At 67.6% G+C, this 20,730-nt stretch carries 18 protein-coding genes; 6 read left to right on the forward strand and 12 right to left on the reverse strand.

The window, feature by feature from the left end; translation table 11 throughout:
* Positions 1-6: 6 nt before the first annotated feature.
* A complete protein-coding gene (hemP, locus tag H536_RS23025) occupies positions 7-210 on the reverse strand; it encodes a hemin uptake protein HemP (RefSeq protein WP_228238627.1) in 204 nt (67 codons plus the stop codon).
* A 304-nt stretch (positions 211-514) separates the two neighbouring features.
* On the opposite strand from hemP, the gene H536_RS0100285 reads away from it, so the two are divergent.
* Positions 515-2,503: a TonB-dependent hemoglobin/transferrin/lactoferrin family receptor gene (locus tag H536_RS0100285; protein WP_162142638.1), complete on the forward strand. Its 1,989-nt coding sequence runs from the start codon at positions 515-517 to the stop codon at positions 2,501-2,503.
* Between the two features lie 23 nt (positions 2,504-2,526).
* The gene (hmuQ, locus tag H536_RS0100290) at positions 2,527-2,871 is read left to right on the forward strand and encodes a heme-degrading protein HmuQ (RefSeq protein WP_024348561.1); all 345 of its coding nucleotides are present in this window, start codon (positions 2,527-2,529) and stop codon (positions 2,869-2,871) included.
* Between the two features lie 62 nt (positions 2,872-2,933).
* On the opposite strand, the gene H536_RS0100295 is transcribed toward hmuQ, so the two are convergent.
* The 9 genes from H536_RS0100295 to H536_RS0100335 form a co-directional block, all read right to left on the reverse strand.
* Positions 2,934-4,064 (reverse strand): zinc-dependent alcohol dehydrogenase family protein, encoded by a 1,131-nt coding sequence (locus tag H536_RS0100295; protein ID WP_024348562.1) that lies wholly within the window; start codon positions 4,062-4,064, stop codon positions 2,934-2,936.
* A 211-nt stretch (positions 4,065-4,275) separates the two neighbouring features.
* The gene (locus tag H536_RS0100300) at positions 4,276-6,069 is read right to left on the reverse strand and encodes a TRAP transporter permease (protein WP_024348563.1); all 1,794 of its coding nucleotides are present in this window, start codon (positions 6,067-6,069) and stop codon (positions 4,276-4,278) included.
* A 114-nt stretch (positions 6,070-6,183) separates the two neighbouring features.
* On the reverse strand, positions 6,184-7,152 hold the full coding sequence (locus H536_RS0100305) for a TAXI family TRAP transporter solute-binding subunit (protein ID WP_035694462.1): 969 nt from the start codon (positions 7,150-7,152) through the stop codon (positions 6,184-6,186).
* Positions 7,153-7,277: 125 nt separating this feature from the next.
* Complete coding sequence (locus H536_RS0100310) at positions 7,278-8,324, reverse strand: aldo/keto reductase (RefSeq protein ID WP_024348565.1); 1,047 nt, start codon at positions 8,322-8,324, stop codon at positions 7,278-7,280.
* Between the two features lie 96 nt (positions 8,325-8,420).
* Positions 8,421-10,214 (reverse strand): single-stranded-DNA-specific exonuclease RecJ, encoded by a 1,794-nt coding sequence (recJ, locus tag H536_RS0100315; RefSeq protein ID WP_024348566.1) that lies wholly within the window; start codon positions 10,212-10,214, stop codon positions 8,421-8,423.
* A gap of 54 nt (positions 10,215-10,268) precedes the next feature.
* Positions 10,269-11,258 carry a class II fructose-bisphosphatase gene (glpX, locus tag H536_RS0100320; protein ID WP_024348567.1) on the reverse strand — a complete coding sequence of 330 codons (990 nt, stop codon included), beginning with the start codon at positions 11,256-11,258 and terminating at the stop codon, positions 10,269-10,271.
* 150 nt (positions 11,259-11,408) lie between these two features.
* On the reverse strand, positions 11,409-12,713 hold the full coding sequence (locus tag H536_RS0100325) for a homoserine dehydrogenase (RefSeq protein WP_024348568.1): 1,305 nt from the start codon (positions 12,711-12,713) through the stop codon (positions 11,409-11,411).
* Positions 12,714-12,753: 40 nt separating this feature from the next.
* Positions 12,754-13,971, reverse strand: a complete 1,218-nt coding sequence (locus H536_RS0100330) for an LL-diaminopimelate aminotransferase (protein WP_024348569.1) — start codon at positions 13,969-13,971, stop codon at positions 12,754-12,756.
* 88 nt (positions 13,972-14,059) lie between these two features.
* A complete protein-coding gene (locus tag H536_RS0100335; RefSeq protein WP_155898333.1) occupies positions 14,060-14,512 on the reverse strand; it encodes a hypothetical protein in 453 nt (150 codons plus the stop codon).
* A gap of 161 nt (positions 14,513-14,673) precedes the next feature.
* Between H536_RS0100335 and phaC the strand changes: the two genes are divergently transcribed.
* The 4 genes from phaC (at position 14,674) to radC (ending at position 19,484) form a co-directional block, all read left to right on the forward strand.
* A complete protein-coding gene (gene phaC, locus H536_RS0100340; protein ID WP_024348571.1) occupies positions 14,674-16,515 on the forward strand; it encodes a class I poly(R)-hydroxyalkanoic acid synthase in 1,842 nt (613 codons plus the stop codon).
* 611 nt (positions 16,516-17,126) lie between these two features.
* Positions 17,127-17,849, forward strand: coding sequence for a DNA/RNA nuclease SfsA (gene sfsA, locus H536_RS0100345; protein WP_024348572.1), 723 nt, complete (start codon positions 17,127-17,129; stop codon positions 17,847-17,849).
* Positions 17,846-18,700, forward strand: coding sequence for a type I methionyl aminopeptidase (gene map, locus H536_RS0100350; RefSeq protein ID WP_024348573.1), 855 nt, complete (start codon positions 17,846-17,848; stop codon positions 18,698-18,700). The genes sfsA and map overlap by 4 nt, the downstream gene beginning before the upstream one ends.
* Positions 18,701-18,743: 43 nt before the next feature.
* On the forward strand, positions 18,744-19,484 hold the full coding sequence (gene radC, locus H536_RS0100355; RefSeq protein WP_024348574.1) for a RadC family protein: 741 nt from the start codon (positions 18,744-18,746) through the stop codon (positions 19,482-19,484).
* 63 nt (positions 19,485-19,547) lie between these two features.
* Here the strand turns inward: radC and H536_RS22230 are convergent, their stop codons facing one another.
* Positions 19,548-19,829, reverse strand: coding sequence for an usg protein (locus tag H536_RS22230; RefSeq protein ID WP_051141474.1), 282 nt, complete (start codon positions 19,827-19,829; stop codon positions 19,548-19,550).
* 150 nt (positions 19,830-19,979) lie between these two features.
* A complete protein-coding gene (locus H536_RS0100365; RefSeq protein WP_024348576.1) occupies positions 19,980-20,708 on the reverse strand; it encodes an SDR family NAD(P)-dependent oxidoreductase in 729 nt (242 codons plus the stop codon).
* Positions 20,709-20,730: the final 22 nt, after the last annotated feature.

Genomic DNA, 20,730 nt, shown 5'->3' on the forward strand with positions numbered 1-20,730 from the left:
GATGTCCTACTTGGTCAGGATGAGCTTGTTGTTGGACGTCAGCCGCAGCCGGTAGATGTCGCCGGCATGCCGGATCAGGACTTCCCGCCCGGCCGAAAACAGCTCGGCGGCATTCAGCATCGGCAGCGTTCCGCCGCCGGTTCCTCTCGCCTCATGGCCGGTCCCCGTCTGCGGCTTCGGCGCCGTTTCGCACATCATCTGCACCCTCATCGTCGTCATCCCGCGCTGGACACCCCAGCCCACCGGGCCTTGCCACCCCCTCGGCAACAATGTTGACTCTGATAGTCAGGTTAAATATCGAATGCAAGCAAGGCGCCACGGTCGACAGGCCGTCCGCCTCCGGATGCCAGCCAGCCGCTCCTGACCGTAGCCAGCCAGCCCGTCACGCCTCTCAAACGACAGCGGGAAATCATGGCCCATCCAGACGGGCGCCTTCGCGGCGCGACACCACCCCTCCATGGCGCAGGATGTGCAAACCACGCAGGAACCGGCGGGCGCTCCGGACATGGATGCGATGGCGATCCAGCTCGACGAGGTGTCGATCCTCGCCAATCGTGGTCCGCAGAGCCCGATCCAGAGTCTTGGCGGCGTCAGCGTCGTCGGCCGTGACGAGATCGCCCGCTACAATGCCGGCGACCTGGAGGACGTGCTGGCGACGATTCCGGGCGTGTCCACCACCAGCGACCGCGACGATCCCGGCGTGTCCATTTCCGTCCGCGGCCTGCGCGATTCCGGCCGCGTCAACGTGATGATCGACGGCGCCCGCCAGAATTTCGGCGTGCAGGGCCATCTCGACAACAATCTCGTCTATGTCGATCCGGCGCTTCTGGGCGGCATCGACGTGATCCGCGGCCCGGTGGCGAACGCCTACGGTTCCGGCGCGATCGGCGGCGTCGTGGCGATGCGCACGCTGGAGCTGGAAGACCTTTTGACGCCATCCGAGCGCTACGCGGCGCGTCTCGGCACGGTCTACGGCACCAACGGGCCGGACTGGGTGGGCAAGCTTGAAGCCGGCGTGCGCTTCACGGAGGACGCCGATGTCTACGGCGCCTTCGTCTACCGCGACGAGGACGACTACCGGGACGGTGACGGCAACGATGTCGACAACACCGGCTTCGACGTGCGTTCCGGCGTCCTGAAGGCGCGGCTGCGCCCCGCCGACGGCCACGAGATCACCCTGTCGGGCGTCATCTACGACAACGACTTCGTCTCATCGACCGGCTCCGGCGCCGATCGCGACACCGACGTGCGCAACGCCACCTACCGTGTCGGCTACACCTTCGTCAGCCCCGACACGCCGCTGGTCGACCTCAACTTCAACCTCTATCGCAACGAGACCGACTACACGCAGATCGACCAGAATCCCGCCGCGGCGCGCCGCGACGTCGAGGTGTCGACGACCGGCTTCGATCTCTACAACGCCTCGCGCTTCGATCTCGGCATCGTGCCCACCACCCTCACCTACGGCGTCGACTATTTCCGCGACGAGGTGGAGACCCGCGACGATGTCGGCTCGACCGAACTCTTCACGCCGTCCGGCACGCGCGAGGTCTATGGCGGCTTCATCCAGGCCCGGTTCGAATACGACACCTGGCTGGAAGTGATCGGCGGCGGCCGCTTCGATCATTTCGACCTGACCAGCACCGCGACGACCGAAGAGAACACCGGCGACCGCTTCTCCCCGAAGCTCAGCGTCGGCGTCACGCCGATCCAGGGCTTCCAGATCTACGGCACCTATGCCGAAGGCCTGCGCTCGCCGACGCTGAACGAGGCGGTCGTGTCGGGCCTCCATCCGGCGCCCGCCGCCTTCGAGCTCCTGCCCAATGCCGGCCTGTCGCCGGAAGTCGGGCACACGCTGGAGGCCGGCGTGAACCTCTCCTACGACAATGTCCTCGTCGGCGGCGACGGGCTGCGCGCCAAGCTGGCGGTCTTCCGCAACGACGTCGACGACTACATCGAATATGCCACGCTTGATCGGCCCGGCGTCGCCAATCCGTGCCTCGCCGGCCGCGGGCCGATCTGCTTTGCGCGCCTGCCCTACGATGCGCTGCAGTACCAGAACATCGAGGAAGCCCGGCTGGAAGGCGTCGAGCTGGAGGCCAGCTATGACTGGCGCTGGGGCTATGTGGGCCTGGCCGGCGCGATCATCGACGGCGAAAACCGCCGCAACGGCGATCCGCTCAACTCGGTCTATCCCGACAAGCTGACGACGACGCTGGGCTTCCGGGCGCTCGACGAACGCCTGACCTTCGGCGGCCGCTGGCATGCGGTGGCGGCCAAGGACGACGTCACCGATCCGACCCTCGCCTCGGACCGCTACGACGTCTTCGACCTCTTCGTCGCCTACGAGCCCAACGAGAACACCCGCTTCGACGCCAGCATCCGCAATCTCTTCGACCAGCAGTACCAGGCCTATTCCGGCTTCCCGGCAAGCGAGACCGACCCGGCGCCCGGCTTCGAGGCGATGTTCGGGGTGAGCATCAAGTTCGGCGTCGACAGCTGACACCCCAACACAAGGATCAGACCATGTTCATCGCAATGAACCGCTTCAAGGTGCTCCCCGGACAGGAGGAGGAGTTCGAGGCGGTCTGGCGCAATCGCGAATCCCAGCTCCAGACGGTGCCGGGTTTCGTCGAGTTCCACCTGCTGCGTGGGCCGGTGCGCGAGGACCACGTCCTCTACGCCTCGCACACCATCTGGGCCGACGAGGCCGCCTTCACCGGCTGGACCAAGTCGGAAGCGTTCCGGGCCGCCCATCGCAGTGCCGGCGAACGCCAGCCCATGTATCTCGGCCACCCCGAGTTCGAGGGCTTCACCGTCGTCCAGACCATTCCGGGTCTCGAAGCGGCAGAGCTTGCCGCCACCGGCTGATCGACACGACCGGCCGGCGGCGCGGGTTCACGCGCTGCCGACCGGCATGAACGGGCCCCGCGTCATAGCAGGACGACGTGGCGGACCGTGCGGCCAGCCGCGAGCGCATCGAAGCCTTCATTGATATCGTCGAGCGTTCCGCGGCTGGTCAACAGCCGGTCCACCGGCAGCCGTCCGCCGCGATAGAGCGCGATGTAGCGAGGAATGTCGCGGCTCGGGATGCAGCTTCCGACATAGCTGCCCTTCAGGGTCCGCTCCTCGGCGACGAGCTTGAGCGGCGACAGGGCCATGGTCGCCGTCGGCGGCGTCAGCCCGGCCGTCACCGTCGCCCCGCCGCGCCGGGTGATGGCGAAGGCCAGTTCCAGCGCCCGCGCCGAGCCGGCCATCTCGAAGGCATGATCGACACCGCCGCCGGTCGCCGCGCGCACCGCATCGGCGACGCCCTCCTCGCCGGCATTGAAGATGTCGGTTGCCCCCAGCGTCTTCGCCATGTCCAGCTTGTCGGCCTGCAGATCGACCGCGATGATCCGCGACGCCCCGGCCGCGACTGCGCCGAGAATGGCGCTGAGGCCGACGCCGCCGAGCCCGACCACGGCGACGGTCTCGCCGGCCTTGACCCGGCCGGTATTGACCACCGCGCCGACCCCCGTCAGCACGGCGCAGCCGAACAGCGCCGCGATCTCCAGCGGCAGTTCCGGATCGATCTTGATCAGCGAACGGCGGGACAGGACGGCACGCTCGGCAAAGGCCGAGACGCCGAGATGATGGTGGACGGGTTCGCCCTCGCAGGACAGGCGCCGCTCGCCCGACAGCAACGTGCCCTCGCCGTTGCGGGCATTGCCCGGCTCGCACAGCGCCGGCCGGCCTTCGGCGCAGGGGCTGCAATGGCCGCAGGACGGCACGAAGACCATCACCACGTGGTCGCCGGGGGCCAGATCGTCGACGCCCGCGCCGACCGTCTCGACGATGCCCGCGGCTTCATGGCCGAGCACCATCGGGGTCGGCCGCGGCCGCACACCGTCGATCACCGACAGGTCTGAATGGCAGAGCCCGGCGGCCTTGATGCGCACCAGCACCTCGCCGAAGCCCGGTGGAGCCAGCTCGACGGTCTCGATGGAGAGCGGCTGCGACGTGGCATAGGGGCCCTCGACGGGCGATCTGCGCAGCACCGCCGCGCGCGTGGTGGTGGTCATCATGTCTGTCCTCCCCTCGGGCCTGCCGCCGCGATGTTCCGCGATGGCCGGCATCAACGGCGCACGACCGGTCAAGGCCGCTTCCGGCCGGTGCAATCCGGCCGGCGATACTCCCCAGTGCGCCGCATGTCTCCCTGCGATCGGCCGGGAATGTCGCATCGCCTTTGGCGGCTTGGCAATCCGCGCCCCGCGGCTCCTGCTTGTGCGCGCGTCAGAGCGGCGCGAAGCAGACGATCAGCCCGCCAAGTCCGGCAGCAAGCCGCATCCACACCGGCCCCTTCCAGATGAAGGCCAGCGACAACGCCCAGAGCGCGATGGCGATCTTCACGAAGGCGATCCCGGCCTCGGCCGGACGGTCGGCCATGTGGATGATCGCCGGATTGGCGATCATCGCCAGCGGGATGACATAGAGCCCGATGCCGAGGCGCATGGCGGACCCTGCCACCTTCAGCCAGTTCTCGCCGACCATGCCGGCCGCGATGAACACGGCGCCGCAGACCGGCGGGGTGATGGTCGACAGGAGCGCGAACCAGAAGACGAAGAGATGGGCGAGCAGCGGCTCGATCCCGAGCCGTTCCAGCGCCGGCCCGGCGATGGTCACGCAGATCACGTAGGCCGCCGTCGTCGGCACCTCCATGCCGAGCAGGATGCAGGCGATGGCGGTCAAAAGCAGCGCCGGCCACAGGGAATCGTCGGCCACCGACAGGATCGTCGAGGTGACCTTCACCCCGAGCCCGGTCATGCCGAGAACGCCGATGACGATGGAGGCGCAGATGATGATCGCGCCGATGACCGCGATCTGCTGGCCGGCGCTGACCGCGGCCCCGCCTGCCCGCTCGACGAAACGGTGCAGCGAGACCTCGCCGCGAACATTGACGAAGAGCAGCAGCGCCGCGGCCAGGATCGCCAGGCAGGCGGCATATTGCGGCGTGAAGCCGCCGACGAACATGCGCTCCAGGAGAATGCCGAAGGGCACTGCGAAGAACATGGAGGTGATGACCACATCACGAACCGACGGACGGTCCGCCGCATCGACGGCGCCGAGGCCGTAGCGCCGGGCAAACAGGTCGATGCCGATCCAGGTGGTCAGGAAGTAGAGGATCGCCGGCGGCAGCGCCGCCGCCATGATGGTCGCATAGGGCGTGCCGGTGAGCTCGACCATGACGAAGGCCCCCGCCCCCATCAGCGGCGGCATGATCTGGCCGCCCGACGAAGCCACCGCCTCGACCGCGCCGGCCAGCGCCCGCGGATAGCCGAGCCGGGTCATCGCCGGGATGGTCACCGCGCCGGTAGAGGCGACATTGGCTGAGGCCGAGCCGGAGATCGAGCCGAACATCGCCGAGGACAGCACCGACACCTTGCCGGCGCCGCCGCGCAGGCGCCCGGCCGCCAGCGTCGCGACATTCATGAAACCCTGCCCGGCCTCGCCAGCATTCAGCACGGCGCCGAGAATGACGAAGATCGAGACGATGCCGACGGACACGCCCGTGAGCGAGCCCCAGATGCCGCCCTCGGTGATGGTCATGGTGCCGAGAAAGCTGGCGAAGGGAAAGCCCGGATGGCCGTATTCGCCGGGCACGTACTGGCCGAACAGGCCGTAGGCGAGACACAGGAGGGCCACCAGCGGCAGCGGCCAGCCGATCGCGCGGCGCGCCATCTCCAGCGTGATGGCGAGCAGCGTGATCGCGACCGCCATCTGGAAGCCATTGTCGATGTAGCCGTACTGGTCGGACAGCGCCTCGGCGTTGAGGGCGATGTAGAGGCAGCCGATCTCGCCGAGGATCAGCAGCACCCAGCCGGTGAGAAGCTGTGTGCGGGTCTTGGCCAGGAAGACGAAGAGCCAGGGCAGCGCCAGCGCCATGTGGAGCGGTCGGGCGACCAGCGCCGGCACGAGACCGCTGAAGATCAGTCCCAGATGGAAGGCGATGGAGAGCAGCCCGAGCAGCGGCCAGACGAACCACATTGGAGGGCGCACGGCCGCATCGTCGGCTACCATCGTACTCATCGCATCATCCTTGCGCGGGCCGCCGCGCGGCGCGTCGCACTTGCAGGCCGGCCCCGGCAGCGTTGCGCGCTACCGGGGCCGGAAGGGTCTTTGTCGGTTCAGGGCCCGGTCGTCTCAGCGCAGATCGTCGGGCAGATCGATCCCGGCTTCCTCGTAGTAGCGCGCCGCACCCGGATGCAGCTTGACGCCGCTGCCTTCCAGGAGTTCCGGCGTGACCGCGTTCCACCAGCGGGCGCTCTCGCCCATCGCCGCCTTCTCGTCCCAGAAGGTCTTGGTCAGGAGATAGGCGGTCTCATCGCTCGTGGCGGTGGTGGTGAAGGCGACGACCGGCAGCGAGGTGGTGACGGTGTCCTCGTCGATGCCGGCATAGGTGCCGGCCGGGATCACCTGCCGCGTGCGGCCGGTCTCGGCCACCTGCTCGTCGGTCAGCGTGATCAGGCTCACCGGCGTGCTGGCCGAGGCCTCGATGACGTTCGGTGCGGGGAACGAACCGGCGGTCACGAAGCCGTCGATCTGGCCGTTCTTCAGCGCGTCGGAGGCGTTGCCGAGCTCGGCGTCGGCGACCGTCACCTTGTCGGCAAGGCCGAAGAGCTCGAGATATTTCTCGCCCTCGGTGGCGCCGAAGGAGCCCTTGCCGAGAAGGATGGTCTTGCCGGCCATGTCCTCCAGCGCGCGCGCATCGGCATCGCCGCGCATGACGAAATGCATGGTCAGCGACGGGATCGGGAACAGCGAGCGGATCTCGGCGAAGCGCGGGTTCTGGCGCTCGGCGAAGGGGCCGGTGCCGGCCGCGGCGGCCGAGACGAGACCGGGAGGCGCGGTGAAGACGTAATTGCCGGCGCGGGCCGCCGCTTCCATCACGTTCTGGACCGAGCCCTGGCTTTCCTCGACCGTGACGATGACCTCGCCATTGGTGCCGCCCTTCACCGCATTCGCGAGCTCGACACCCATCTGGTAGTAGGACGTGCCGCTCTTGGCGGATTTGTAGGAGATCCGCTCCTCGGCGGCACCCGGTGCCGCATGGAGCCCCGCGACCAGTACGGCCGCAGCGGCTGCGAACGTCTTCAGACCATTTCCGTGCATCGTCATTCCTCCCATCGTCGTTCCGCCGGTGCCGGCGTGTGTCCCGGTCGACGCTGTCGGCAGCGCCGGCCTCTCTGTCAAGTGCGGCCGCCCCTTGAGGCAAGGCACGGCGGCCGCAGAAAAGGTCACATCGGGATCGGATGCTTGCGATGCAGCGCGTCGATCTCGGCCAGAACGTCCTCACCGAGCGTCACGTCCGTTGCCGCGATGTTGTTGCGCAGCTGGTCCATGTCGGTCGCGCCGATGATCGCCGCCGTCATGAACGGCCGGGTCAGGCAGAAGGCGATCGCCATCTGGCAGACATCGAGGCCGTGCTTCTTCGCGATGGCGCCGTAGGCGTCGGCGATGACCGCGTTCTGCGGCGTGTAGCGGCCGCCGAGCGCATTGTCGTTGACCGCGAGCCGCGCGCCCTCCGGGCTGGCGCCGCCGCTGTACTTGCCGGTCAGGAGACCGGCGGCGAGCGGCGAATAGGCCAGCAGGCCGACATCCTCGTTGACCGACAGCTCGGCGAGATCGAGGTCGAACAGCCGGTGCATCAGGCTGTATTCGTTCTGGATCGAGGCGACCCGCGGCAGGCCCCGCGCCTCGGCGAGCTGCAGGAATTTCTGCGTGCCCCAGCAGGTCTCGTTGGACAGGCCCACATGGCCGATCTTGCCGGCCTTCACCAGTTCGTCCAGCGCTTCCAGCACCTCGACCATGTTGGCCTCGACAGCGGCGGGGTCCTGGCCGCTCGGATCGTAGGTCCAGGACTGGCGGAAATGGTAGGAGCCGCGGTTCGGCCAGTGCAGCTGGTAAAGATCGATGCGGTCGGTCTGCAGGCGCTTCAGGCTGGCCTCCGCCGCCGCCCGGACGCTGGCGCCGGTGATCGGCTCGCCGCCGCGCACCTTGGCATTGCCCTGGCCGGTGATCTTGCTGGCAAGGACGACATCGTCACGCTTGCCGGACGCGGCGAACCACGTCCCGATGATCTCCTCGGTGCGGCCGACCGTCTCGGCGGTCATCGGCGTCGTCGGATACATTTCGGCGGCGTCGAAGAAATTGACGCCCGCCTCCACCGCGTAGTCCATCTGCTGATGGCCCTCGGCTTCGCTGTTCTGGCTTCCCCAGGTCATGGTGCCGAGACAGATCTCGCTGACGCTCAGGCCGGTCCGGCCGAGTGGACGGTACTTCATGCGTGTCCTCGCTGATGGGGAATCGTTCGGGCCGGACCCTAGCCAATTCTCCCCCCGGCACAAGCAAACGGCAGGGTTGCAGGGGTGACGGCGAGTTCAGTCGAAGGCTTCGGCGAGGTCGAGCAGCCGGAAACGCACTTCCTCACGCCCCCGGTACCTGTCCAGCGACAGGGTCCCGACGGCGTGGACCGGGCGGTCGCGGGAATTGAGGAGCCTCTGGCCAACTTCGGTTTCTGCCGTCTTGAAGGCGATCGCCGAGACGCGGGCGCCGTCGGCGCCGCGCAGGGTCGCCCGCACATGGCCATTGCCGACGATCGAGGAGGAATCAATCCGGTGCCGGGCGAGCGCGAAGATCGGTGACGCATGACCCGAGCCGAAGGGTCCGGCCCGCATGATCGTCGCATAGAGCTCGGGCGTCAGCCCGGCCGCGCTGACCGTGCCGTCGATCTTGAGCGAATCGCCCTCGCGCAACGCGGTCACGGCCGCAGCGGCGCGTTCTTCCAGGAAGCCGCGGAAATCGCCGAGCCGCTCCTTCTGGATGGTCACGCCGGCCGCCATCGCATGGCCGCCGCCCTTGACCAGCAGCCCTTCGGTCACCGCCTCGCGCACCAGCCGGCCGAGATCGAACCCGCCGATGGAGCGGCCGGAACCGGTGCCGCGGCCCGAGCCGTCGAAGGCGATGGCGAAGGCCGGGCGGCGATAGCGCTCCTTGAGGCGCGCCGAGATCAGCCCGACGATGCCCGGATGCCAGTCGTTCGAGCCGACGACCAGCACGGCCGGGCCCTCCCCCGAGCCGATCTCGGCGGCAACCTCGGCATCGGCCTCGGCCAGCATGGTCTGCTCCATCGCCTGGCGCTCCTCGTTGAGGGCGCTGAGGCGCGCGGCGATCTCGTCGCAGGCCGCGTCGTCGTCGAGGCAGAGCAGCCGGCTGCCGAGGGCGGCGTCGCCGATCCGGCCGCCGGCGTTGATCCGCGGTCCCAGCATGAAGCCGAAATGATGGGTCTCCATCGGTCCGGACAGGCGCGAGACCCGGCCGAGCGCCGCCAGTCCGCCATTGCGCTGGGCATGGGCGACCTTCAGTCCCTGCACCACGAAGGCGCGGTTGAGCCCGACCAGCGGGACCACGTCGCAGACCGTCGCCAGCGCCACGAGGTCGAGCAGGCCGAAGACGTCCGGCAGCTTCGACTGGGCCATGCCCCGCCGGCGCAACTCGCGCGACACCGCCACCAGCGTCATGAACACGACGCCGGCCGCGCACAGATGCCCCAGCCCCGAAAGGTCGTCCTGGCGGTTCGGATTGACCAGCACATTGGCGTCGGGAAGCTCGGGCCCGGTCTGGTGGTGGTCGAGAACGACCACGTCGACGCCCTCGGCGCGCGCCGCCTCGATCGCCTCGAAGCTGCCGGTGCCGCAGTCGACGGTGACGATCAGCGTCGCGCCGTCGGCCGCGAGTTCGCGCATCGCGGCAGGATTCGGGCCGTAACCCTCGGTGATCCGGTCGGGAATGCGGATCGCCGCGTCGATGCCGAAATGCTTCAGGTAACGCCAGAGCAGCGCCGAGGACGCCGCGCCGTCGACGTCATAGTCGCCGAAGATCGCCACGGTCTCGCGCCGGCCGATGGCGTCCGCGAGGCGGTCGGCGGCCGCGTCCATGTCGGTGAGGCGCGAGGGATCGGGCATCAGGTCGCGAATGCGCGGATCGAGGAAGCCCGTCGCATCCGCCTCGGCGATGCCGCGCGCCGCCAGCACCCGGCTGACGATGTCCGGCAGGCCCAGCGACTGCGCCATCTTCAGGGCGGCGCCTTCGGCCCGCTCGTCGAGCGCGTTCAGCCAGCGGCGACCGCCGATCGAGCGATCGACGTCGAGAAATGTGCGCAGGGGTGCGGCCATGGATGCTGTTGTGGCGATGGCGACGGGGCGGCGCAAGGCCGTCCCCGCGACTGCTCACAGATGAAACTTGGACTTGTCGTGGTGATAGGCGCGCATCTCGCGCACGGTGCGCGAGCGCGACCGCATCAGCAGCGTGTGGGTGACGATGCGGTCGTTGTAGAAGCGCACGCCGTCGAGGAGATTGCCGTCGGTCACGCCGGTCGCGGCGAAGATCACGTCGCCGGAGGCCATCTCGTTTGTCGAGTAGATCCGATAGGGATCGGAGATGCCCATCTTTTCGGCGCGGGCGCGCTTGTCGTTGGTGTTGAGCTGCAGGCGGCCCTGGATCTGCCCGCCGGTGCAGCGCAGCGCCGCGGCGGCCAGGACGCCCTCGGGCGCACCGCCAATGCCCATATAGATGTCGATGCCGGTCTGCTCGGGATCGGTGGTGTGGATGACGCCGGCAATGTCGCCATCGCCGATCAGGCGGATGGCGGCGCCGGCCTCGCGCACCGCCTCGATCAGCGGCGCATGGCGCGGCCGGTCGAGGATGCAGGCGGTGATCTCGGAGACCGCGACGCCCTTCGCTTTGGCCAGCGCCTGCAGATTGACCTCGGGCGGCTGGGCCAGATCGACGACGCCCTCCGGATAGCCCGGTCCGACGGCGATCTTCTCCATGTAGACGTCCGGCGCGTTGAGCAGGCTGCCGCGTCCGGTCATGGCGATGACGGCCAGCGAGTTGGGCAGGTTCTTGGCGCAGACCGTACGGCCCTCGAGGGGATCCAGCGCCACGTCGACCGCAGGCCCGTCGCCGGTGCCGACCTGTTCGCCGATGAACAGCATCGGCGCCTCGTCGCGTTCACCCTCGCCGATGACGATGACGCCCTCAATGGCCAGCGTGTTGAGCTCCGAACGCATGGCATCGACGGCGGCCTGGTCGGCGGCCTTCTCGTCGCCGCGGCCGCGCAGATGCGCCGCCGCGACGGCGGCCCGCTCGGTGACCCGCGCGATTTCGAGCGTCAGAATCCGGTCCAGCGTGCCGGTCTCGTCAGGTGCCCTGGTCATCGCGCGTCTCTCCCTCGTCGCGTCCCCGCCGCCCGAATCCTGTCAGTGCCGGGCGTGCAGGCCTGATATGCGCCGGATGTGCGAAAGCACAATGTCACCGGTCACAATGCCGGAGAAGCCGCCTCCCGGGCCCTCCGGCGAATGAAGCGGTCAGTCGAGCGCCTCGATGCGGATCATCTTCGGCTCGCCGGACAGATGCCCGTCCTTGGACACCATCTCCAGCGCCTTGCGGACGGCCGCCTCGGTGGTCTCGTGGGTGACGAGCACGACCGGGGCGATCGACGCGTCGGCGGTCTCGTCGCGCCGCCGCTGGACGATCGATTCCAGCGAGATCTTGCTCTCGGCCATGCGCCGCGCGATCGAGGCGAAGGCGCCGACCCGGTCGAGCACCGACAGGCGAATGTAGTAGCCGCCCTCATGGGCGCGCATGCGGGCCCGCTTGTAGGGCGCCAGATTGGCCGCCGGCATGCCGAGCGTCGGCCGCAGGGTGCCGCCGGCGACGTCCATGATGTCCGACAGCACCGCCGAGGCGGTCGCCTCACCGCCGGCACCCGGGCCGGCCAGCAGGATCGAGCCGAGGAGGTCGCTGTCCACCGCCACCGCATTGGTCACGCCGTCGACCCGCGCCAGGGCGGAATCGGCCGGGATCATCGCCGGATGGACGCGCTGCTCGATGCCGGTATCGGTGCGCATGGCGACGGCAAGCAGCTTGATGCGGTAGCCGAGCTCGGCCGCGGCGGCGATGTCGTCGTTGGTCACCGTCTCGATGCCCTCGATGAACACCGATTCCAGGTCGAGCTCGCAGCCGAAGGCGAGCGAGGTGAGGATCGTCAGCTTGTGGGCCGCGTCGAAGCCGCCGATGTCGAAGGTCGGATCGGCTTCCGCATAGCCAAGCCGCTGGGCGTCGGCGAGGCAGGCCTCGAAGGCGATCCCCTCCTTCTCCATGCGGGTCAGCATGTAGTTGCAGGTGCCGTTGAGGATGCCGTAGACGCGGCTGACATCGTTGCCGACCAGCGCCTCGCGCATGGTCTTGACGATCGGGATGCCGCCCGCGACCGCCGCCTCGAACAGGATCTCGGTCTTCTTGCGGGCCGCCAGCCGCGCCAGGGTCACGCCGTGATGGGCGAGCAGCGCCTTGTTGGCGGTCACCACCGGCAGGCCGCGGTTCAGCGCCGCCTTCACCGAATCCAGCGCCGGGCCTTCCGATCCGCCGATCAGCTCGACGAAGACGTCGATGTCGGCCTCCGCCGCCAGCTTCACCGGATCGTCGAACCAGGCGAGGCCGGAACTGTCGAAGCCGCGGTCGCGGCTGCGGTCGCGGGCACAGACCGCGGTGGTGCGGATCGCACGGCCGGCCTTGTTGGCCAGCGCCTCGGCCCTGGTCTCGATCAGCCGGGCAAGGCTCGCGCCGACCGTTCCAAGCCCGGCAATGCCGAGCCGCAATGGGCTGTTCATGACGTCCCTGTCGATGTTTGCGTCGAAATAGCCGGCGAGGTCAGGAGCCGGCGCCGATGGGTTCGACCTTCTGCCCGGCTTCGGCGCCGGTGGCAAGAAAGCGCTTGATGTTGCGGGCCGCCTGGCGAATGCGATGCTCGTTCTCGACCAGCGCGATGCGCACATGGCTGTCGCCATGCTCGCCGAAGCCGATGCCCGGTGCGACGGCCACATCCGCCTTCTCGATCAGGAGCTTGGAGAATTCCAAGGAGCCCATGTGGCGGTAGGCTTCGGGCAGCGGGGCCCAGGCGAACATGGTCGAGGACGGCGACGGCACGTTCCAGCCGGCGCGGCCGAACGAATCGACCAGCACGTCGCGGCGGCGGCGATAGATGGTCCGCACCTCCTCGATCGCCTCGTCGCCGGCGTTCAGCGCCGCGGTCGCCGCGACCTGGATCGGCGTGAAGGCGCCGTAGTCGAGATAGGACTTCACCCGCGCCAGCGCCGCCAGCAGCCGCTCGTTGCCGACGGCAAAGCCCATCCGCCAGCCCGGCATGGAGAAGGTCTTCGACATGGAGGTGAACTCCACCGCCACGTCCATCGCACCCTCCACCTCGAGGATCGAGGGCGGCGGCGAGCCGTCGAAGAAGATTTCGGCATAGGCCAGATCCGACAGGACGACGATCTCGTGCTTGCGCGCGAAGGCGACGATCTCGCGATAGAAGTCGAGATCGGCCTCGAAGGCGGTCGGATTGGCCGGGTAGTTGAGGATGATGGCGATCGGCTTGGGGATCGAGTAGCGCACCGCCCGGTCGATGGCGACGAGGAAGTCGTCGTCCGGCTTGGCCGGGATCGCGCGGATCGTGCCGCCCGACATGATGAAGCCGAAGGCATGGATCGGATAGGTCGGGTTCGGGCACAGCACCACGTCGCCGGGCGCGGTGATGGCCTGCGCCATGTTGGCGAAGCCTTCCTTCGAGCCGAGCGTCGCCACCACCTGGGTGTTGGGGTTCAGCGTCACGCCGAAGCGGCGGGCGTAATAGGCCGCCTGCGCCTTGCGCAGCCCGGCGATGCCCTTGGAGGCCGAATAGCGGTGGGTGCGCGGATCGCGGATCGCCTCGCACATCTTGTCGACGATGAATTTCGGCGTCGGCAGGTCGGGATTGCCCATGCCCAGATCGACGATGTCGGCGCCGCCGGCGCGGGCCGTCGCCTTCAGGCGGTTGACCTCCTCGAAGACGTAAGGCGGAAGCCGGCGGATCTTGTGAAATTCTTCCATGATATTCGGTCCTCGGCGCAATGCCGGTCGGGGATTGGGCCGGTCGTCGGGTGGGCCGGTCGCGGAAATTTAGTCGGCGGAAGGCCTGTTACTGCCCGGCCTCGATCTGGCGCAAGACTTCCTCGGGCGTCGGCCCGGTGCGCGCCGGCCGCTTGCCGGCGGCGTCGCGCGGCGTCGGCTCGGTGGCCAGCACCGCTTCCATCTCCGCGGCCTGCTGCTGGCGCACCGACTGGGCGCGCTGGATCTTGCCGTCGAAGCCGCTCGGCTGCGCCGCCGCGTTGGCATGCTGGCCGGCCGTGGCGGCGAGCCGGGCCTGCTCGGCCTGCACCTCGGCATCGGTCAGCTGCTCGGCGGCGCGACCCGGATAGGCACCGAGCAGCGGATAGCCGTCCGCGTCGGTCCGCTGCGAACTCGGCACGTCCGGCGAGGCCGCGAGCCGCAGGGCGCCGACGGACGTGTTCTCCGACTGACAGGCGGCGGCCGGCAGCAGCGCCAGCACGATCGCGAACGGACGGATAACGGAAAGCGGAAGCATAGCCATCAGGCCTTCTTGAAACAGCGTCACACCTCATATCCTAGAGGTCGGGCTTTGACAAAAGCTTGGGTGCCCGATTGTGGCGGGAGCCGATCCTCGACACAATGGCCGGGCACCTCGGGCCAGACTGGGAACCAGCACGCCCGTACCGCATGGGAGGATGCCGCATGACGACGACCAAGCAGCCGAACGACGCCGGACCGCAAAACGGCGCCGGTCCCGACCCGGACTTCGTCGTCAAGGATCCGGAAGCCTTCGCGCGCAACATGGCGCATGTTCTGGAAGAGGTCGGCAAGGCGGCCTCGGCCTGGGTGGGCCCGCGCGAGCGCGGCGAGATCGTCGAGGACAATCCGGTGTCGCTGGGCGAGATCGTCCAGACCCTGTCGAAGGTGTCCGAATACTGGCTGACCGATCCGACCCGGGCGGTGGAAGCCCAGACCGCGCTCTTCTCCAACTACATGAATGTCTGGAACAACTCGATCCGGCGCATGGCCGGCGAGGCGCCGGTCAATCCGGTCGAGACGCCCAAGGGCGACAAGCGCTTTGCCGACAAGCAGTGGAGCGAGCACCTGTTCTTCGACTTCGTGAAGCAGGTTTACATCCTGACGACGCGCTGGGCCGACGACCTTTTGGAGCGCACCGAGGGCCTCGATCCGCACACGCGCCACAAGGCGGAATTCTATCTCAGGCAGGTGAGCAACGCCCTGTCGCCGTCGAATTTCGTCCTGACCAATCCCGAGCTCTACCGCGAGACCGTCGCCTCCAACGGCGAGAACCTGGTGCGCGGCATGAAGATGTTCGCCGAGGACATGCAGGCCGGCGGCGGCACCCTGCGCCTGCGCCAGTCCGACGCCTCGACCTTCAAGGTCGGCCGCGACATGGCCCTGACCCCCGGCAAGGTGGTCGCCCAGAACGACGTGTGCCAGATCATCCAGTACGCGCCGCAGACCGAGACCGTGTTCAAGCGGCCGCTGCTGATCGTGCCGCCCTGGATCAACAAGTTCTACATTCTCGACCTGAAGCCGGAGAAATCCTTCATCAACTGGCTCGTCGGCCAGGGCCACACGGTGTTCGTCATTTCCTGGGTCAATCCCGACGACCGGCAGGCGATGAAGGACTGGCAGGCCTATATCGAGGAAGGCATCGTCTTCGGCCTCGACACCGTAGAGGCGGCCACCAATCAGAAAGAGGTCAACACGATCGGCTATTGCGTCGGCGGCACGCTGCTCGGCGCCTCCCTCGCCTATCTGAAGGCGACCGGCGACACGCGGATCGCCTCGACCACCTTCCTGACCACCCAGATCGACTTCACCCATGCCGGCGATCTGAAGGTCTTCGTTGACGAGCCGCAGCTCCAGACGCTGGAGCGGGCGATGGAGAAGAAGGGCTATCTGGAAGGCTCGCAGATGGCGACGGCCTTCAACCTCCTGCGCTCGGGCGATCTGATCTGGCCCTATTTCGTCAACAACTACCTGCGCGGCAAGGAGCCGCTGCCCTTCGACCTGCTCTACTGGAACGCCGATTCCACCCGCATGCCGAAGGCGAACCATCTGTTCTACCTGCGCAATTGCTACCTGGAGAACCGGCTGTCGCGCGGCGAGATGGAGATCGGCGGCCACCGGCTGGACCTGTCGCAGGTTGATATCCCGATCTACAATCTGGCGACCAAGGAAGACCACATCGCCCCGGCCCGCAGCGTCTTCACCGGCTGCCGGGCCTTCGGCTCGAAGGTCACCTATGTCCTGTCCGGCTCCGGCCACATCGCCGGCGTCGTCAATCCGCCCGAGAAGAACAAGTACCAGTACTGGACGGGCCCGGCCCCTAAGGAGGTCGACACATACGAGGACTGGCTGCTGGCGGCGAAGGAGACGCCCGGATCCTGGTGGCCGCACTGGCAGGAATGGATCGCGCCGCTGTCCGGCACCAAGGTCAAGGCGCGCAAGCCCGGCGGCCGCAAGCTGAAGCCGATCGAGGATGCGCCCGGCAGCTACGTGCAGATCAAGGCCTGAGGCTATGATCGAATACAGTTAGCGTTGGATCAAAAGTGGGTATGCCCTGAATATATTCTTGCCCCGGCGCCCCTCGGTCGGGCGTGGGGGCCTTGTATAACGTGCCCTCAGCTCGTCGACAGCTTGCGTTCGGTCTTCAAGGATACGAGCTGAACCTATTGAGCGATCGTCTGATCGCCACCGTTTTGTTCGCGCCGAACGCTTAATAACAGCGGCGACCTTAACGGGTTTTCCTTGATTTGATGCGCTTTCTTGCTTCAATCGTTGTGACATTTTCCTTTCGCGATGTAACGATGGCTTCGCGCGTTCAGTCGTGTGTTCAATGCGGTCGCCTCTCCCAATTTGGTCTAGGGACAATGTATCCATTGAGTGCGGCAAGCGGTTAGGTAGGATCATTACTGCCCCTCTAAGTACCCACCCTTCACGCCGCATTGCTGCGTAATCCTCGTAGTCAAGGATGTTTATATTAACCGACCGAACCATCACGCCCCCTCCCACCTGCATTCATTTCGATCTCACACCATTTCAGCCAATGGCGCAAAACCAAGTGGCAACAGGGAGAGGTGTTCTCTCGAATTGACGCCGGCCGACCGCCGCCGCTATCGGCAGCCATGGTCAGCTTCCCCTCTCCGCTCATCCCGGCGCGCCTCGTCCTGCGCTACAAGCGCTTCCTCGCCGATGTGGTGATCGACGGCGAGAGCGAGCCCGTCACCGTTCATTGCCCGAATCCCGGCGCGATGATGGGGCTGAAGGCGGAGGGCTCGCGGGTCTGGCTGTCGCGCTCGACCAATCTGAAGCGCAAGCTGCCGCTGACCCTGGAGATCGTCGAGGCCGACGGCACGCTGGTCGGCATCAACACCGCCCTGCCGAACCGTCTTGCCGAAGAGGCCATCGCCGCCGGGCTGGTGCCGCCGCTTGCCGGACTCGGCACGGCCCGCCGCGAGGTGAACTACGGTCGCCGGTCGCGCGTCGACCTGCTCTACCAGGCGCCGGACGGCCAGCCGATCTATGTCGAGGTCAAGAACGTCCACCTGATGCGCCGGCCTGGGCTGGCCGAATTTCCCGACTGCGTGACCACCCGCGGGGCCCGACATCTCGACGAACTCGGCGATCGCGTGGCGGCCGGCGACCGGGCGATGATGCTCTACATCGTCCAGCGCGGCGACTGCGACCGGGTGGCCTTCGCCGCCGATCTCGACCCGGCCTATGCCGCGGCATTCGCCCTCGCCCGCGAACGAGGGGTTGAAGCCCATGCCGTTCGGTGCGACATCAATCTGTCAGATATCCGACCCACGACCATCCTTCCGATCGTCGACAGCGCGCGCCAGCCATGACCACCTATCTCGAAGCCGAAGCGAATCCGACCCGCAACACGGGGGCGATCCGTCTCTATGACGAAGCGGCCTTCGCCGGCATGCGCAAGGCCTGCCAGCTCACGGCCCGCTGCCTCGACGGGCTGGCCGGCATCGTCGAGCCGGGCGTGACGACGGATGCGATCGATCGCTACGTGATGGAGTTCGGCCTCGCCAACGACGCGGTGCCCGCGACGCTGAACTATCGCGGCTACACCAAGAGCGTCTGCACCTCGATCAACCACGTGGTCTGCCACGGCATTCCCAACGACAAGGCCCTGAAGGAAGGCGACATCGTCAATATCGACGTCACCTTCATCGTCGATGGCTGGCATGGCGATTCCTCGCGCATGTATCCGGTCGGCCGGGTCAAGCGCGCCGCCGAACGGCTGTGCGACGTGACCTACCGCTCGCTGATGATCGGCATCGAGGCGGTGCGGCCGGGCGGCCATATCGGCGACATCGGCGAGGCGATCCAGACCTATGCCGAATCCGAGCGCTGCTCGGTGGTGCGCGACTTCTGCGGCCATGGCGTCGGCAAACTGTTCCACGACGCGCCGAACATCCTGCATTACGGCCGCCGCGGCGAAGGCGCCGAGATACGCCCCGGCATGATCTTCACCATCGAGCCGATGATCAATATCGGCCGCCCGCATGTGAAGATCCTCTCCGACGGCTGGACCGCCGTGACCCGCGACCGGTCGCTGTCCGCCCAGTACGAGCACACGGTCGGCGTCACGGAAACCGGCTGCGAGGTGTTCACCCTGTCGCCGGGCGGCTTCGACACGCCGGGCCTGACGGTCGAGCCGCTGACCGCCGCCGCGGCCAGCTAGTTCCGGCACGATGACCTCCGCGGCCTCCGACGACGAACCGGTAATGACCGGTCTTCAGGAGGCCGGCACGCCATCGGGCGGACGCTCACGCAAATCTCAAGACGCGGCGAAGACCGACCATCATCTCGGCCATCGCGACCGGCTGCGCGCCCGCTTCACTGATGCCGGCGCCGATGCCCTGGCCGATTACGAACTGCTCGAACTCGTCCTTTTCCGCACCATTCCGCGCCGCGACGTCAAGCCGATCGCCAAGGCGCTGATCGCCCGCTTCGGCTCGCTGGGCGAAGTGCTGAACGCGCCGCCGCGGCGGCTGACCGAGGTGCCGGGCGTCAAGGACAGCGTCGCGCGCGACATCGCCATCGTCGCGGCGATCAACCAGCGGGCCATGCGCTCGGCCGTCAGGCAGCGCGAGGTGCTGTCGTCCTGGTCGGCGGTGCTCGACTATTGCAAGGCCGCCATGGCCTACGAGACCCGCGAGCAGTTCCGCATCCTGTTCCTCGACAAGAAGAACGCCCTGATCGCCGACGAGGTGCAGGGCACCGGCACGGTCGACCACACGCCGGTCTACACCCGCGAGGTCGTCAAGCGCGGGCTGGAACTGTCGGCCACCGCCATCATCCTCGTCCACAACCACCCGTCGGGAGACCCGACCCCGTCACGGGCCGACATCGAGATGACCCGCACCATCATCGACACGGCGAAGCCGCTCGGCATCGCCGTCCACGACCACATCATCATCGGCAAGAACGGCCATGCCAGCCTGAAGGGGCTGCGCCTGATCTGAGGATGAGAGCCACCCGCCCGCCGCCGCCTCGTCCGGCGGCAGCGATGCGAGGGGTGCCTTCGCTCAGTGCAAGTGACCGCCATCCTTGACCAGCCGGATCTCGCGCGGCCGGATCAGGCCGGCATGCATGACCCGGACGGAGTGGATCGCCGCCTCGATCTCGCGGTCCCAATGATCGAGGAAGCGCTTCAGGCGCGGATAGCTCGGGGCCATGTCCTCGAACTGCCAGGAAAAGCTCTGCAGGAAGTCGGGATGATCCGGCATCCGGTAGAGAACTTCGGCTGTGGTCAGGCCGAAGCCCTTCAGCATGTTCTCGAACTGGGGATCGACGTTGCGGGTGTGCATCGGCAAGCTCCTTGGCTGTGCCGGCCGGCATGAACCGGCACCTGGATGCTCTGCCCCTATGGTTAACGCTTCGTTAAAGCCTGGCAAGCCGGTCGCGCATCCGTGACCCGCAAACCGAACCTCGCGGCGACTTGCCCGCCCCTGCCCCGGTCAGCCGCGTGCGACGCGGAGGGTCGAACGTCCGCCGTCGATGCCGATGACCTGCCCGGTGATCCAGGACCCGGCATCGGTGAGCAGGACCTCGCCCATCGCCGCGATGTCGTCGGGCCGGCCGAGACGCGGCAGCGGATGCATCTTGGCCACCGCCTCGGCCATCTTCTCGCTCGATGCGACGCGCTTGCCGAGCGGGCTGTCGACCAGCGACGGCGCGATGGCATTGACCCGGATCTGCGGCGCGAACTCGGCGGCGAGCGAGCGGGTCAGCCCGACGACGGCGCCCTTGGCCATGGCGATCGAGGCATGGGCGGCAAAGCCCTGATCCACTGCAACCGTGGAGAACAGGAGGACGCTCGCCCCGTCCGGCGCCTTCTGCAATGCCGGAAGCGACGCCTGAATCGCTTTCGCAGCAGCCAGCGCGTTCAGGTTGAAATCATTAAGAAAGTCCTCGCCCTTCAATCTGGCGAAGGGCTTCAGATTGATCGTGCCGACCGCGTAAACCAGCCCGTCGAGGATCTCCCCCGCCGCCTCGGCCGCTGTTGCGATGGCGTTGTCGTCGGTCACGTCGCAGGTCACTGTCTGCGCCCCGATCTCGCCGGCCAGCGCCTGCAGTTCCTCGTCGTTGCGGCCGGCAAGGACAAGGTCGTGACCGGCCGTCGCCAGGCGCCGGGCGATGGCTTCGCCGATACCGCCATTGCCGCCGTAGATGAGATATCTGCCCATGATCGTGCCGGCCTTCCCTGAT

The sequence above is a fragment of the Aurantimonas coralicida DSM 14790 genome, from assembly GCF_000421645.1.
GTDB classification, from domain to species: domain Bacteria; phylum Pseudomonadota; class Alphaproteobacteria; order Rhizobiales; family Rhizobiaceae; genus Aurantimonas; species Aurantimonas coralicida.

What these genes read in the sequence shown, in the direction of transcription:
- sfsA (WP_024348572.1), top strand. Translation starts at nt 17,127, where the DNA reads ATGGTCAGCTTCCCCTCTCCGCTCATCCCGGCGCGCCTCGTCCTGCGC.
- H536_RS0100305 (WP_035694462.1), bottom strand. Translation starts at nt 7,152, where the DNA reads ATGCACGGAAATGGTCTGAAGACGTTCGCAGCCGCTGCGGCCGTACTG.
- H536_RS0100330 (WP_024348569.1), bottom strand. Translation starts at nt 13,971, where the DNA reads ATGGAAGAATTTCACAAGATCCGCCGGCTTCCGCCTTACGTCTTCGAG.
- H536_RS0100300 (WP_024348563.1), bottom strand. Translation starts at nt 6,069, where the DNA reads ATGAGTACGATGGTAGCCGACGATGCGGCCGTGCGCCCTCCAATGTGG.
- H536_RS0100295 (WP_024348562.1), bottom strand. Translation starts at nt 4,064, where the DNA reads ATGACCACCACCACGCGCGCGGCGGTGCTGCGCAGATCGCCCGTCGAG.
- H536_RS0100285 (WP_162142638.1), top strand. Translation starts at nt 515, where the DNA reads ATGGCGATCCAGCTCGACGAGGTGTCGATCCTCGCCAATCGTGGTCCG.
- glpX (WP_024348567.1), bottom strand. Translation starts at nt 11,258, where the DNA reads ATGACCAGGGCACCTGACGAGACCGGCACGCTGGACCGGATTCTGACG.
- recJ (WP_024348566.1), bottom strand. Translation starts at nt 10,214, where the DNA reads ATGGCCGCACCCCTGCGCACATTTCTCGACGTCGATCGCTCGATCGGC.
- hmuQ (WP_024348561.1), top strand. Translation starts at nt 2,527, where the DNA reads ATGTTCATCGCAATGAACCGCTTCAAGGTGCTCCCCGGACAGGAGGAG.
- H536_RS0100335 (WP_155898333.1), bottom strand. Translation starts at nt 14,512, where the DNA reads ATGGCTATGCTTCCGCTTTCCGTTATCCGTCCGTTCGCGATCGTGCTG.
- radC (WP_024348574.1), top strand. Translation starts at nt 18,744, where the DNA reads ATGACCGGTCTTCAGGAGGCCGGCACGCCATCGGGCGGACGCTCACGC.
- H536_RS0100310 (WP_024348565.1), bottom strand. Translation starts at nt 8,324, where the DNA reads ATGAAGTACCGTCCACTCGGCCGGACCGGCCTGAGCGTCAGCGAGATC.
- hemP (WP_228238627.1), bottom strand. Translation starts at nt 210, where the DNA reads ATGAGGGTGCAGATGATGTGCGAAACGGCGCCGAAGCCGCAGACGGGG.
- H536_RS0100325 (WP_024348568.1), bottom strand. Translation starts at nt 12,713, where the DNA reads ATGAACAGCCCATTGCGGCTCGGCATTGCCGGGCTTGGAACGGTCGGC.
- map (WP_024348573.1), top strand. Translation starts at nt 17,846, where the DNA reads ATGACCACCTATCTCGAAGCCGAAGCGAATCCGACCCGCAACACGGGG.
- phaC (WP_024348571.1), top strand. Translation starts at nt 14,674, where the DNA reads ATGACGACGACCAAGCAGCCGAACGACGCCGGACCGCAAAACGGCGCC.
- H536_RS0100365 (WP_024348576.1), bottom strand. Translation starts at nt 20,708, where the DNA reads ATGGGCAGATATCTCATCTACGGCGGCAATGGCGGTATCGGCGAAGCC.
- H536_RS22230 (WP_051141474.1), bottom strand. Translation starts at nt 19,829, where the DNA reads ATGCACACCCGCAACGTCGATCCCCAGTTCGAGAACATGCTGAAGGGC.